We start from the raw sequence: 12,114 nt of genomic DNA on the forward strand, positions 1-12,114 counted from the left end.
GTATGGAGTACACCACGCTCGGCTCGACCGGGATGGAGGTCAGCCGCATCTGTCTGGGGTGCATGAGCTTCGGGACCTCGGAGTGGCGCGACTGGGTGCTCGAAGAGGACGAGAGCCGCGAGATCATCGAGCGGGCCATCGACCTCGGCATCAATTTCTTCGACACGGCGAACGTCTACTCTCTCGGCGAGTCCGAGCGGATTCTCGGGACGGTTCTCGACGACTACGACCGGGATTCGCAGGTCGTGGCGACGAAGGGCTTCGGGGAGATGCGCGAGGACGACCCCAATTCGAGCGGCCTCTCCCGCAAGGCCCTCGAACAGGAACTGTCGAACTCCCTCGATCGACTGGGGATGGAGACCGTCGACCTGTATCAGACCCACCGCTGGGACTACGACACGCCCATCGAGCAGACGATCCGCGCGCTCGACGACGCGGTCCGGCGCGGCCAGACGCGGTACGTCGGCGCGTCGTCGATGTGGGCCCACCAGTTCGCCGAGGCGCTGCACGCCTCGGATCGGGTCGGGCTGGAGCGGTTTCAGACGATGCAGAACCACTACAACCTCCTGTACCGCGAGGAAGAACGCGAGATGCTGCCGCTGTGTGACCGGGAGGGCGTCGGCGTCGTCCCGTGGAGCCCGCTGGCCCGCGGCTACCTCGCCCGTCCTCACGAGGACGTCGAGGCGACCAGACGCGGCGAGACCGACGACCACGCACGCGGGCACCCCTACTTCGAGGGCAACGGCCGAACGGTCAACGAGCGCGTCCAGGAACTGGCCGACGAGTACGACGCGTCGATGGCCCAGATCGCGCTCGCGTGGGTCCTCCACAAGGACTGGGTCGACGCCCCCATCGTCGGGAGCAGCAGCATCGAGCACCTGGAGGAGGCCGTCGAAGCGCTCGAGATCGACCTCGACGACAGCGACGTGGCGTGGCTCGAAGCACCCTACGAGCCGGTCCGGGTCTCGGGCCACGAGTAACGCTCCGGCTATCGGCCGACTGCTCTCGGACGAGAGAGACCCGCTCGCGACCGTTCTCACCCACCGGTAGCCGAGCGTACATTTATGTCGGTCGCCGTTCGACCATTATATACGGTGAATGGTACCAATGAACAAGCAAAGCTCGGACCGGACCGGCTCCGGAAGCGAGCGCCCGCTCTGTGAGTCGGCCAGCAGCCTGGAGCACTGGCTGACGAGCGTCGTGGGCCTCGGGATGGCGCTGGCCGTCGGCGTCTTCTTCTACGTGCCCATCGTCGAGACGGCCGCCTCTCTCGAGGTCCTCTCGACGACGGCGATGGTGTTCCTGTTCACGGCGCTGTGGCTCGTGCTCTGGGGGACGCTCGAACTGGCCTGGGAGTGGCGGGCCGGGCGCGTCCATCGCTGACCAGACGACGGACGCGGCGCCGTTCGCTCAGTCGCCGACGGCTTCGGCGACGCGCTGCATCGCCTGGAAGTCGTCGTCGGAGTACGCGATGAGGCGCACGTCCGTCAGCGAGTCCGCCCGGAACGCGTCGATCTCCTCGCAGATGATTCGCACGCCGTCCTCGAAGCCGAAGCCGGCGATGCCACAGCCGACGGCCGGGAGGACGACGGACTCGCAGTCCAGCGCGTCGGCCTCGACCAGGGCGTTTCGCACGGCGTCGCGGATGCTCTCGGCCGTCGCCTGCCCGCCCGGCGGCATCGCGGCGGCGTGGATCACGTACTCCGCGTCGAGGTCGTAGGCGTCCGTGGTGGCGACGCCGCCGAGGTTGACGGGCCCCTTCGCGACGGCCTCGTCGTTCAGGCCGGAGCCGGCCGCGCGCTTGAGCGCCCCGGCGACGCCCGAACCCATCCGCAGGCTCGTGTTCGCGGCGTTGACCAGCGCGTCCGCCGACTGTGCAGCGATGTCGCCCTGAATCACCTCGAACTCCATGTCAACTGCTTCGCCGCACCCGGCCAAAGTTCTTGGTGACGACGGGCCGCCAGCCCGCGACGGTCAACGCGGCCGCCCCGCTACACTGATGACCGTGTCGGTCGCAGTGACGGTGTGGTAGCACTCCGCCCGCTCGAAGCGACGCTCGCAGACGTGTGTTTCTGTCACTGGCCGGTGGCCCGGGAGCGCGTGCGAGCGGCGGTCCCCGACTGGCTCGCCGTCGAGACGGCCGACGGCGACGCCTGGGTGTCCGCGGTCGCGGCCACCGTCGAGCGCGTCGACGCGTTCGGCCTCGCCGTCTCCGGGCCCGCGGAACTCATGACTGTGCGGACCTACGTCCGGGGCCCATCGGGACAGCGCGGCGTCGCCGTCCTTGCCCTGTTCGGTGACGATCCTCGGACGCGAACGGCCGTCTCGGAACTGTTTCGCGTGACGCCCGGCGACGCCGTCCCACGGGTACTGCCGACGAGCGAGCGGCGGCGCGTGCTCGACGACGGCGACCACCGGCTGTTCGAGTGTCGCTACGACGCGTCCGGGGAGGCGGTGGGCCTCCCGCCGGACTCGCTGGCGTCGTTCCTCGTAGATCGAAAGCGGTACTTCGCGACGGGACCGCTGGGGACGCGCCTGGTCGGCAGCATCGGTCACGACCCCTGGCGACTCGACCGGGTCGACGCCGCCGTGACCGGCGCGCCGCCCGTCCCGACAGAATTGTCAGATGATATGACAGAGCCGCTGGTCCATCACAGCCCCGGCGTCACGCTCTCGCTCGCTCCGCCCACGTTCGGGTGACGTGCGGAGCGCTCTCCTTGCAATATAAGTACCGACACACCGTCTGGTACACAAGAACCCAAGCGCGCTCATGTCATCTATCAATACTATCCGGACGCTCGTCGTCGACGACAGCGACTTCTTCGCGGAGATGACGGCTGACACGCTCACGCAGGAACACGACATCGATGCGGTCGCCGCGACGGGCGCGTCGGAGGCCCTCGACCGGCTGGAGTCGGGCGGATTCGACTGCGTCGTCAGCGACTACGAGATGCCGGAGATGGACGGACTGGAGTTACTCGACGAGATCCGACGAGACAACCCCTCGATCCCCTTCATCCTCCTGACCGGTCGCGGCGACGAGGAGACGGCGAGCGCGGCCATCGCCGCCGGCGTCGCCGACTACCTCCTGAAGCTCGAAGTCGTCGAGGACAAGCAGTACGGCCGGCTGGCCAACCGCATCGAGAACGTCGTCTCGCAGGACCGGACCCGCAAGAAGTTCGAGTCGCTGGTCGCGGACTCGCCCGACGGGATCGCTCACCTCACCATCGACGGGCGAATCCTCTCGGTGAACCCCTCGATGGCCGACCGCCTCGGCGCCGATGCGGACGCGCTCGTCGACCGGAATCTCCGGGACGTGATGGACGCCGAGGTGGCCGACCAGCGGATCGAGGCGGGCAGACGAGTGGTCGAGACCGGCGAAGCGACCCGGAGCGAGGACGCCGTCGGCGACCACCACTACCAGAACCAGTACATCCCCGTCGACAGCTACCGCGAGAGCGACACCTTCCAGCTCGTCTCCCGCGACATCACCGACCGCGTCGAGCGCCAGCGCAAACTGGAGCGCCAGAACGAGCGCTTAGAGGAGTTCGCCAGCGTCGTCAGTCACGACCTCCGGAACCCGCTCAACGTCGCCCAGAGCGCGCTCGACCTCCTCGACGTTGACGGCGAGGAGAACGCCGACCTGGTCGGCAAGATCGACCGGTCGCTGGACCGGATGGGATGTATCATCGAGGACGTGCTCACGCTGGCCCGACAGGGGCGGACCGTCGACGACCCCCAGGAGGCGGAACTGGAGACGCTCGCGTCGACCGCCTGGAACTGGATCGAGGCCGAGCAGTCCTCGCTGGCCGTCGAGTCCAGCGCCGAACTCGAAGCCGACCGGGGCCGCGTGCAGGACCTCCTCGCGAACCTGTTCCGGAACGCCATCGAGCACAACGACGGCGAGGTCGACATCGAGGTCGGACTGCTCCCCGACGGGGACGCCGGATTCTACGTGGCCGACGACGGCAGCGGCGTCAGCGAGGACGCCGACGAAGTGTTCGAGATGGGCTACACGTCGAGCGAGGACGGGACCGGTTTCGGCCTGGCCATCGTCGAGCAGGTCGCCGAGGCCCACGGCTGGTCGGTCGACCTGGCCACCAGCGCGGGCGGCGGCGCGCGCTTCGAGGTGACCGGCGTCGACCTGCGGAACTGAGACGGACTTTTCCCTCCGTGTCCCCGAGTACCGTCGATGACACTCGACGGGATGGTCGTCGACCTCGACGGAACCGTCTACCACGGCGACGCGCCGCTGCCGGGAGCCGACGCGGCCATCGACGCCATCAGAGACCGCGGCATCGACATCTGCTTCTTCTCGAACAATCCGATCCACGACGGCCGGGAGTACGTCGAACGGCTCCGGGGAATGGGCATCGACGCCCGCGAGGGCGAGGCCTGCTCCTCCGGCGTCGTCACGCGCGAGTACCTGAGCGAGGCCCACGCCGGCGACGACGTGTTCCTCATCGGTAGCGACCGACTCCGCGGGCTCGTCGAGCGAACGGGCGCGAGTCTGGCCGCGGACCCGGCCGACACCGACGTGTTGCTGGCGTCGTGGACCGACGGCTTCCACTACCGCGACATGGTCGACGCCCTCCGGGCCGTCGACGACGACACCGCCTTCCTCGGGACCGATCCGGACCGGACGTTCCCCGGCGAGAACGGCGACCCGGTCCCCGGCTCCGGCGCGATCATCCGGGCGGTCGCCGGCGTCGTCGGTCGAGAACCGGACCGCATCCTCGGGAAGCCCTCCGACGCGGCCGCGGAGGCCGCCTTGGAGCGCCTCGGCTGTGCGGCGCCGGACTGTCTGGTCGTGGGCGACCGCCTCGACACCGACATCGCCATGGGCGAGCGACGCGGGATGACCACGGTCCTCGTGCGCACCGGCGTCACCGACGACGCCGCGCTCGAACGCAGCGACGTGACGCCGGACTACGTGATCGACTCGCTGGCAGACATCGACGACGTGCTCGCCGCGTTCGACGAGTGACAGTAGTCTGGTAATTCTCCCGCGGCTTTATCTCCGTACCGAGCGTACCACTGGGCGGTGATACCGATGGGCAAAGACATCCTCATGATCGTCGGCGATTTCGGTGAAGACCTCGAGATAATGGTCCCGTTCCAGGCCCTCCAGATGGTGGGCCACGACGTGGACGCGGTGTGTCCAGAGAAGGAGGCCGAGGACACCATCAAGACGGCCGTCCACGACTTCCGCGGCGACCAGACGTACATGGAGTCCCGCGGCCACGACTTCGCGCTGAACGCGACGATGGCGGACGTGACACCGGGCGAGTACGACGCCCTCGTCGTCCCCGGCGGGCGCGCGCCGGAGTACCTCCGGACGTACGACGCGGTCCTCGAGGCCGTACAGCACTTCTTCGAGGAGGACAAGCCGGTCGCGGCCCTGTGCCACGGGCCGCAGATCCTCGCCGCGGCGGACGTGCTCGACGGCTACGAGATGACCTCCTATCCGGCCTGCCGCGCCGAGTGCGAGGCCGCTGGCTGTTCGTGGGTCGACGGCGTCGTCACCGACCGCAACCTCGTCACCGGCCAGGCCTGGCCCGACCACCCCGAGTGGCTCGCGCAGTTCATGGACCTCCTGGGCGACGAGGTGTCTCACGGCGACCCGATAGCGGCGGACGACTGACCGGACCGTCGAACGCCGAGTAACGCGTCGAACGAGGGCCGCGGACGGCGTCGCACGGCCCCAACAGATTTGTTACGCTGGCGGGGAAACGTCGGATTGCAATGCCCTCCAACACGCCTTCAGCGCACGACGAGCGCGGCTGTCCGAAGTGCGGCCACACCGGGACCGACGTCGGCACGATCTCGACGACCGGCGGCGGCATCTCGAAGATGTTCGACATCCAGACGAATCAGTTCCAGGTCGTCTCGTGCACGAACTGCGGCTACTCCGAACTGTATCGGGACACCGGCTCTGCCGGGAGCGACATCGTCGACGTCTTCCTCGGCTGACGATGTCGGCCGCAAGCGGCCTGTTCGTCCTGGTGTTCCTGGGACTGGCGCTCGCCGCACCGCTGCTCCTGTACGCGCTCGTCCGAAGCGAGTGCGACCGGCGCGTCGAGGCCGACAGGGAGACCGCCGAGCGACTGGCCCGGCGCGACACGGGCGACGACCGGCGGATGCGGTGACCGACGCGGTCCCTGAACCCCTCTCGCGTCAGGTCGGTCGGAGCCGGTGGACGGCCCCCGTCTCGCCGCTGACGCCGCCGGCGTCCGTCGTACAGACCAGGAGCTCGCCGGCCGGCGTCCGGCCGAACGAGAGGATTCCCGAGCCGAAGGTCTCGCCGTCGACGGGGACCGCCGTCACCGGCCACAGGCCATCGTCGGCTTCCGTGGCGACGAACAGTCGGCCGTCCGCTCGCCAGTCCGCGAACACGTAGCGGTCCCGCAGCGTCGGGATGTCCTCGCCGTCGTACAGGTAGCCGCCGATGACGGAGATGCCGGCCACCTCGGCTCCGCCGTGGGGGTACTCGATAATCGGATCGACGAGCGGGTCGCCGTCGGGCGTCTCCGTCGGACAGTCGGACGCATCGAAGCAGTGGGTCGCCTCCCGGACGTTCCAGCCGTAGTTGCCGCCCCGTGCGACGACGCTGACCTCCTCGTACTCGTTCTGCCCCACGTCGGCGACGAACAGCCGCCCCTGGGGGCCGAAGGAGAACCGCCAGGGGTTGCGAAAGCCCCAGGCGTAGTGCTCGTCGAGCCCTTCGCGGCCGACGAGGGGGTTGTCGTCGGGAATTGCGTACGGGCCGTCGTCGGTGTCCACGTCGATGCGGAGGACGCTCCCGAGCAGGTTCTCGGTCACGTCCTGGCCGTTGCCGCCGCCGACGCCGTCGTACCAGTCGTCGACGTGGCCCCTGCCCTGATCGCCGCCGGCACCGCCATCGCCGACGCCGACGTAGAGGAAGCCGTCCGGGCCGAACGCGAGGTCGCCGGCGTTGTGGTTCGACTGGGGCTGTGGGATCTCCAGGATCGTCCGTTCGCTGTCGGGGTCGAACGCGCCCTCGCGCACCTCGAACGACGAGAGGACGAAGGTGTGAGAGTAGCCGCTCGGCGTGCCGTCGCGCCGCGGCGCGCTGTATCGGAGGAAGACGCGACCGCTCCCGTCGAATTCGGGGTCGAAGGCGACACCGAGCAATCCGCGCTCGTCGTAGCCGCTCACGTCGACCACGCGGTCCCGGAGGTCGAGCACCGCCTCGGAGCCGCCGTCAGTCACGCGGTGGAGTCGGCCGGGCTGATCGACGACGTACGTGTCCTCGGCCGTCGGCGCGACCACGTCGACGGGGGAGGTGAACCCCGTTGCGAGCGTCTCGACGCCGAGTTCGAGGCCCCCGAGACCTTGGGAGCCGCCGTCGTCGGAGCCGCCGTTACCCGACCCGCCACTCGTGCCGTCGTCCGAGCCGTCGCTTCCGCCTGTGCCACTGTTTCCGTCCGTCTCACTGCCGCTCCCGTCGCCGGGGAGGGCGCATCCGGCGAGCCCTGCAACTGTCACCGCGCCGGACTGGAGGAGCCGTCGTCGGGAGAGTCCCTTCATACCGGACCGTGGGGCCGACGCCAAATCAACGTTGCAGTGGACGGATAAACTTACAACAACGGGAGAGTGTCTCAGTTTCGAACCTTTTATAACATATCTGGCACAACGTCAGCGCATGGCTAATAAAGACGATCTCCGTTCCCAGTTCGTCGAGGCGTTCGAGGACGCGGACTACCCGGTCTCGAATCCGATGGACCTCCTCCCGGCCCTGCCGAACGGGCCCTCGACGAAGTTCGAGTCCGGCGACTTCTCCATGACGGCGATGGAACTGAACACGAAGCTCGACGGGGACTTCCCCTACGAGACCGTCGACGATTTCGTCGACGACGTGATGGCGTCGCTCGAAGACCGGGACCTGATCTGAGCGACGAGCCCGCTTGCTCGCAGTCGTCAGACCCTCGTCGTTTATCACTCCAGCGACCGTAGCGGCGGCTATGGCTGCACCGCCGGGACTGGAGACGCTCGTGCGGACGTTCGGTCCCTTTCTCATCCCGGCCACGCTGTTCGTCCTCGGTGCCATCGGCTACCTGTTCCTCTGGCTGTTGAGCCGGTCCCGCCGGGAGACGTACACCGCCGACGAGTGACCCACCACCGAACGGTATTCGTTGTAACCGCTATACTTTTGAATTAGACGTGTCTAATTCCCCCCATGTTGAGCGAGCAGATGGAGGACTACCTCAAGGCGATCTACCGGCTCGAACGGGACGGCGAGCCGCCGATCGCCACGTCCACCATCGCCGAGACGCTGGACGTGACGCCGCCGACGGTGACCAGCATGGTCGAGAAGCTGGCGGATCGCGACCTCGTCGAACGCGAGAAGTACAAGGGGGTGACGACGACCGCGGAGGGCGAGACGGTGGCTCTCGAGATCATCCGCCACCACCGCCTGCTGGAGACGTTCCTGACCGAGAAGCTGGGCTACGACTGGGCCGAGGTCCACGAGGAGGCAGAAGTGCTCGAACACCATATCAGCGAGGAGTTCGAGCGGCGGGTCGCGGCTGCGCTCGACGAACCCGAGGTCGATCCCCACGGCGATCCGATTCCGAGCGAGGCGCTCGACCCGGTCGACGACGTGTCGGCGACCGCGCTCTCCGAGCACGAGGAGGGCGGTCGGCTCGAAGTGGCCCGCGTCCGCGACCGCGACCCCGCCGAACTCACGTACCTCGCCGACGCCGGTATCACGCCGGGGACGGTCCTGACCGTCGACGAGGTGGCTCCCATCGGGATGGTGACCGTCAAACTGGAAAGCGGCGCGGAGGTGTCGCTGCCGGACCACATCGCCGACGCGATTCAGGTCCGACGACCGGAGTCTGAACGGCCCGAGGACGGAGTGAGCGAAGCGTGAGCGACGTGAGCTGGCTGACCGTCGTGGCGATAGCGGCCGGTGCGCAGTTGGCCGTCCTGCCCGGCGAGAAGGTCCAGTTCATCATCGCGGGTCTGTCGACGCGGTTCAATCCGTTCCTGGTCGTGAGCGCCGCGGGCGCGGCGTTCGCGGGCTGGACCGCTCTCGAGGTCTGGCTCGGCTCGACGGTGACCACGCTGTTGCCCGGCATCGTCCTCGACAGCCTGACGGCGGTGATGTTCGTGATCTTCGCCGTCTTGCTCGTCCGCACCGCGCCGGCCGCCGACGACGACGGCGACGCGGAGCCCGCGAACGCCTTCACGACCGACGGCGGACAGCTGGAGGTTCGCGTCCCGGTCCTCGACTGGCGGGTCCCGAACGCGCTCGGCGGCTTCCTGCCCATCTTCGCCATGATGGCCTTCGGCGAGTTCGGCGACAAGACCCAGCTCGTCACCGTGACGCTCGCCGCGCAGTACAGCGCCCACGCCAGCGCGATCTGGGCCGGCGAGATGCTCGCCATTATCCCCGTGAGCCTCGTCAACGCGCTGTTCTTCCACCGCTTCGCCCACCGCGTCGACCTGCGCAAGGCCCACTTCGCGGGCGCGGCGCTGTTCCTGTTTTTCGCCGCCGACTTCGTGCTGAAGGTGACGGTCGGTATCTCGGTGTGGGAGACGATGCTCTCCGCTCTCACCGCCCAGTTGACGGCCTGAGCCGCCGCGCTCGTTCGTGATTCCCGCGGGACGCAACCGATAAGCCGCCGCTGGCGCTTGGTAGCGTATGCTCGGGCTCGACGACACCGACCACGAGATCCTCCGTCTCCTGCTCGAAGACGCCAGGCGGCCCTACAGCGACATCGCCGAGCGCGTGGACCTCTCCGCGCCGGCGGTCTCTGACCGCGTCGACCGCCTCCAGGAGATGGGCCTGCTCCGCGGGTTCACCGTCGACATCGACCGGTCGATGCTGCACGCCGGCGTCCCGGTCCTGATCGAGATCGACGCGCGGCCGGGCCGGGACGCCGCGGTCGCCGAGGCAATCGCCGACGCCGACACCGTCGAGCGAGTCTACCGGACCGCAGACGGGCGGGTGACCGTGGAGGCGACCGTCTCGAACTCCGACGCCGGCGGCCTGCTCGACGACCACGTGCCGCTCGACGACGTGGACAGCTACGAGGTGCGACTGCTCGCCGATAGCGAGCGGACGAGCGGCCTCGCCGCGGCCGAGTTCGCGCCAGACTGCGCGGAGTGTGGCAACAGCGTCGACGAGGAGGGCGAACAGCGACGCCTCGACGGCGACCGGTACTACTTCTGCTGTGGCTCCTGCGCCGAGCGGTTCGTCGACCAGTACGAGGCGCTGAAAGAGGGTGCCTGACGGTCGTCGGAGCGGGGTCCTCCCGAGTGCGACGGTTCGGGCGACCGCAGCCCCGGCCGTCTCCAGCAGACTCATACGCCGGCGGGCCCGACGCACGGACAGTGACGGGAGACGAGCGCGTCGAGGGCGCGTCGGCCGGACCGGAAGCGTCGCGACCGGGCGGTATCCGGGTCACGCTTCGGGCGCTCTGGCGGGCGCTGGTCGTCGCCTGGCAGTTCGTCCCGCTGGTCTGGGAGTGGCTCCGGGACCGCCACCGCTTCCTCGTCGTCGGCCGGTCGCGCGCCGTCTCCGGCGAGACCCGGACGCGCCGGGCGCGATACCTGAAAGACACGTTCGTCGACCTCGGGCCGGCGTTCATCAAACTGGGCCAGATGCTGTCGACGCGCCCCGACGCGCTCCCGCGGGAGTACGTCGACGTGCTCTCCGAGCTGCAGGACAACGTCCCGCCGGACCCCTGGGCCGACATCGAACCGGTCGTCGAGCGGGAACTGGGCGGCGAGGTGGACGCGCTGTTCGACTCCTTCGACACCGAGGCCATCTCCGGGGCGTCGCTGGGGCAGGTGTACGAGGCCGAACTCGACGGCCGGCGGGTCGCCGTGAAGGTGCTCCGGCCGGGCATCAGGACCCGCGTCGAGTCCGACCTGCAGGTCCTCTCGGCGCTGACGCCGCTGCTCACCTACGGCGCGGACCCGGCGCAGGCGTTCACGCTGGAGAACCTCACCGAGGAGTTCGCGACCACCGTTCGCCAGGAGATGGACTACGGCCACGAGGCCCGGATGCTCGGCGAGATCGGCGCGAACTTCGCCGACGCCGACGACGTGGCGGTCCCCGACGTGGCCGAGAGCCACTCGACCGACCGCGTGCTGACGATGACCTACGTCGAGGGCGCGAAGATCGACGACGTGGACCGACTGGACGACCTCGGCGTCGACCGCCGGGCGCTCGTCCGCCGCCTCGAAGAGGCCTACATCCAGATGATCGTCGAGGACGGGGTGTTCCACGCCGACCCGCATCCGGGGAACCTCGCGGTCCAGCCAGACGGGACGCTCGTGTTCTACGACTTCGGGATGACCGGCCGCCTCGGACCGCGGACCCGCGACCGCCTGCTCGACTTCTACGTCGGGCTGGCGACCGACGACGTGGACCGCGTGATGGACGCCTTCGTCGAGATGGGCGCGCTCGACCCGACGGCCGACCGGGACGTGATGCGCGAGGCGTTCGGCATCGTCATCGAGCAGTTCCGCGGCGAGGACATCAGCGAGTACCGCGTCGAGCAACTGGTCGGCCAGTTCGAGGCCCAACTGTACGAGTTCCCGATGCGTCTGCCGCAGGACCTCGCGCTGGTCGTGCGCGTCACGACGGTGCTCGAGGGCGTGTGTCGGACGCTCGACCCCGACTTCGACTTCATCGAGATCATCTCGGAGTACGTCAGGGAACGGGACGCGGTGGACGTCGAAGGCGCGGTCAGGGACGAGGTCGAGGCGGCGGTGACCGGGACGGCCCGCTCGCTCGTGCGGACGGCGCCGGCGGCCGAGGCGGCCCTCGACAGGGCCGAGCGCGAGGAACTCCTGCTACGAGCGGTTCTCGAAGACAGCGACGGGCTGGCCGGACTGCTCGCCCGCCGCCTCCTGTTCGGTTTCGTCGCCAGCGGTGGCGTCCCGCTGAGCGCGTACCTCTACGCGAACGCCGGGATTCGGCCGGCCGCGCTCGCGCTGGGCGTGACCGCGATCTTCCTCGGCGCGCTCGCGTGGTCGTTCCGCCGCCGGGGCGGTCCGGCGCTGTCGACGCCGCAGTTCACGCGCCACGAACTGCGACAGCGCCGGGCGGGCGACGGCGACGACTGATCGGGGACC

At 68.9% G+C, this 12,114-nt stretch carries 16 protein-coding genes; 14 read left to right on the forward strand and 2 right to left on the reverse strand.

The genetic code is table 11. The features are described from left to right. Positions 1–2: 2 nt before the first annotated feature. Together GM656_RS16495 and GM656_RS16500 are read left to right on the forward strand one after the other, a co-directional pair. On the forward strand, positions 3–980 hold the full coding sequence (locus tag GM656_RS16495; RefSeq protein WP_162414797.1) for an aldo/keto reductase: 978 nt from the start codon (positions 3–5) through the stop codon (positions 978–980). Between the two features lie 127 nt (positions 981–1,107). Then, on the forward strand, positions 1,108–1,383 hold the full coding sequence (locus tag GM656_RS16500; RefSeq protein WP_162414798.1) for a hypothetical protein: 276 nt from the start codon (positions 1,108–1,110) through the stop codon (positions 1,381–1,383). 27 nt (positions 1,384–1,410) lie between these two features. Here the strand turns inward: GM656_RS16500 and GM656_RS16505 are convergent, their stop codons facing one another. Continuing rightward, positions 1,411–1,911, reverse strand: a complete 501-nt coding sequence (locus tag GM656_RS16505; protein WP_162414799.1) for a macro domain-containing protein — start codon at positions 1,909–1,911, stop codon at positions 1,411–1,413. 114 nt (positions 1,912–2,025) lie between these two features. On the opposite strand from GM656_RS16505, the gene GM656_RS16510 reads away from it, so the two are divergent. The 6 genes from GM656_RS16510 (at position 2,026) to GM656_RS19170 (ending at position 6,149) form a co-directional block, all read left to right on the forward strand. Beyond that, positions 2,026–2,700, forward strand: coding sequence for a DUF2071 domain-containing protein (locus GM656_RS16510; protein WP_162414800.1), 675 nt, complete (start codon positions 2,026–2,028; stop codon positions 2,698–2,700). Between the two features lie 70 nt (positions 2,701–2,770). Continuing rightward, the gene (locus GM656_RS16515; protein WP_162414801.1) at positions 2,771–4,156 is read left to right on the forward strand and encodes an ATP-binding response regulator; all 1,386 of its coding nucleotides are present in this window, start codon (positions 2,771–2,773) and stop codon (positions 4,154–4,156) included. Between the two features lie 36 nt (positions 4,157–4,192). Further along, positions 4,193–4,987, forward strand: a complete 795-nt coding sequence (locus GM656_RS16520) for an HAD-IIA family hydrolase (RefSeq protein WP_162414802.1) — start codon at positions 4,193–4,195, stop codon at positions 4,985–4,987. Positions 4,988–5,053: 66 nt separating this feature from the next. After that, on the forward strand, positions 5,054–5,644 hold the full coding sequence (locus tag GM656_RS16525) for a DJ-1/PfpI family protein (RefSeq protein ID WP_162414803.1): 591 nt from the start codon (positions 5,054–5,056) through the stop codon (positions 5,642–5,644). A gap of 101 nt (positions 5,645–5,745) precedes the next feature. Beyond that, positions 5,746–5,973: a zinc ribbon domain-containing protein gene (locus GM656_RS16530; RefSeq protein ID WP_162414804.1), complete on the forward strand. Its 228-nt coding sequence runs from the start codon at positions 5,746–5,748 to the stop codon at positions 5,971–5,973. 2 nt (positions 5,974–5,975) lie between these two features. Next, positions 5,976–6,149, forward strand: a complete 174-nt coding sequence (locus GM656_RS19170; RefSeq protein ID WP_174243000.1) for a hypothetical protein — start codon at positions 5,976–5,978, stop codon at positions 6,147–6,149. 28 nt (positions 6,150–6,177) lie between these two features. Here the strand turns inward: GM656_RS19170 and GM656_RS16535 are convergent, their stop codons facing one another. After that, complete coding sequence (locus GM656_RS16535; protein WP_162414805.1) at positions 6,178–7,551, reverse strand: PQQ-dependent sugar dehydrogenase; 1,374 nt, start codon at positions 7,549–7,551, stop codon at positions 6,178–6,180. Positions 7,552–7,666: 115 nt separating this feature from the next. Here GM656_RS16535 and GM656_RS16540 point away from each other — a divergent pair, with 115 nt between their 5' ends. From GM656_RS16540 to GM656_RS16560, 6 genes are all read left to right on the forward strand, one after another. After that, positions 7,667–7,915 (forward strand): MTH865 family protein, encoded by a 249-nt coding sequence (locus GM656_RS16540; protein ID WP_162414806.1) that lies wholly within the window; start codon positions 7,667–7,669, stop codon positions 7,913–7,915. Positions 7,916–7,985: 70 nt separating this feature from the next. Next, positions 7,986–8,135: a hypothetical protein gene (locus GM656_RS19175; protein WP_174243001.1), complete on the forward strand. Its 150-nt coding sequence runs from the start codon at positions 7,986–7,988 to the stop codon at positions 8,133–8,135. Between the two features lie 65 nt (positions 8,136–8,200). Next, entirely contained in the window at positions 8,201–8,896 is a 696-nt protein-coding gene (locus GM656_RS16545; protein ID WP_174243002.1) for a metal-dependent transcriptional regulator, read from the forward strand. After that, a complete protein-coding gene (locus tag GM656_RS16550; protein WP_162414807.1) occupies positions 8,893–9,603 on the forward strand; it encodes a TMEM165/GDT1 family protein in 711 nt (236 codons plus the stop codon). Before GM656_RS16545 ends, GM656_RS16550 begins: the two co-directional genes overlap by 4 nt. 67 nt (positions 9,604–9,670) lie before the next feature. After that, positions 9,671–10,261 (forward strand): AsnC family transcriptional regulator, encoded by a 591-nt coding sequence (locus GM656_RS16555; protein WP_162414808.1) that lies wholly within the window; start codon positions 9,671–9,673, stop codon positions 10,259–10,261. A 101-nt stretch (positions 10,262–10,362) separates the two neighbouring features. After that, positions 10,363–12,105, forward strand: a complete 1,743-nt coding sequence (locus GM656_RS16560) for an ABC1 kinase family protein (protein WP_162414809.1) — start codon at positions 10,363–10,365, stop codon at positions 12,103–12,105. Positions 12,106–12,114: the final 9 nt, after the last annotated feature.

It is taken from the genome of Haloarcula salina (assembly GCF_010119195.1).
GTDB lineage: Archaea > Halobacteriota > Halobacteria > Halobacteriales > Haloarculaceae > Haloarcula > Haloarcula salina.

What these genes read in the sequence shown, in the direction of transcription:
- GM656_RS16495 (WP_162414797.1), top strand. Translation starts at nt 3, where the DNA reads ATGGAGTACACCACGCTCGGCTCGACCGGGATGGAGGTCAGCCGCATC.
- GM656_RS16500 (WP_162414798.1), top strand. Translation starts at nt 1,108, where the DNA reads ATGAACAAGCAAAGCTCGGACCGGACCGGCTCCGGAAGCGAGCGCCCG.
- GM656_RS16505 (WP_162414799.1), bottom strand. Translation starts at nt 1,911, where the DNA reads ATGGAGTTCGAGGTGATTCAGGGCGACATCGCTGCACAGTCGGCGGAC.
- GM656_RS16515 (WP_162414801.1), top strand. Translation starts at nt 2,771, where the DNA reads ATGTCATCTATCAATACTATCCGGACGCTCGTCGTCGACGACAGCGAC.
- GM656_RS16520 (WP_162414802.1), top strand. Translation starts at nt 4,193, where the DNA reads ATGACACTCGACGGGATGGTCGTCGACCTCGACGGAACCGTCTACCAC.
- GM656_RS16525 (WP_162414803.1), top strand. Translation starts at nt 5,054, where the DNA reads ATGGGCAAAGACATCCTCATGATCGTCGGCGATTTCGGTGAAGACCTC.
- GM656_RS16530 (WP_162414804.1), top strand. Translation starts at nt 5,746, where the DNA reads ATGCCCTCCAACACGCCTTCAGCGCACGACGAGCGCGGCTGTCCGAAG.
- GM656_RS19170 (WP_174243000.1), top strand. Translation starts at nt 5,976, where the DNA reads ATGTCGGCCGCAAGCGGCCTGTTCGTCCTGGTGTTCCTGGGACTGGCG.
- GM656_RS16535 (WP_162414805.1), bottom strand. Translation starts at nt 7,551, where the DNA reads ATGAAGGGACTCTCCCGACGACGGCTCCTCCAGTCCGGCGCGGTGACA.
- GM656_RS16540 (WP_162414806.1), top strand. Translation starts at nt 7,667, where the DNA reads ATGGCTAATAAAGACGATCTCCGTTCCCAGTTCGTCGAGGCGTTCGAG.
- GM656_RS19175 (WP_174243001.1), top strand. Translation starts at nt 7,986, where the DNA reads ATGGCTGCACCGCCGGGACTGGAGACGCTCGTGCGGACGTTCGGTCCC.
- GM656_RS16545 (WP_174243002.1), top strand. Translation starts at nt 8,201, where the DNA reads ATGTTGAGCGAGCAGATGGAGGACTACCTCAAGGCGATCTACCGGCTC.
- GM656_RS16555 (WP_162414808.1), top strand. Translation starts at nt 9,671, where the DNA reads ATGCTCGGGCTCGACGACACCGACCACGAGATCCTCCGTCTCCTGCTC.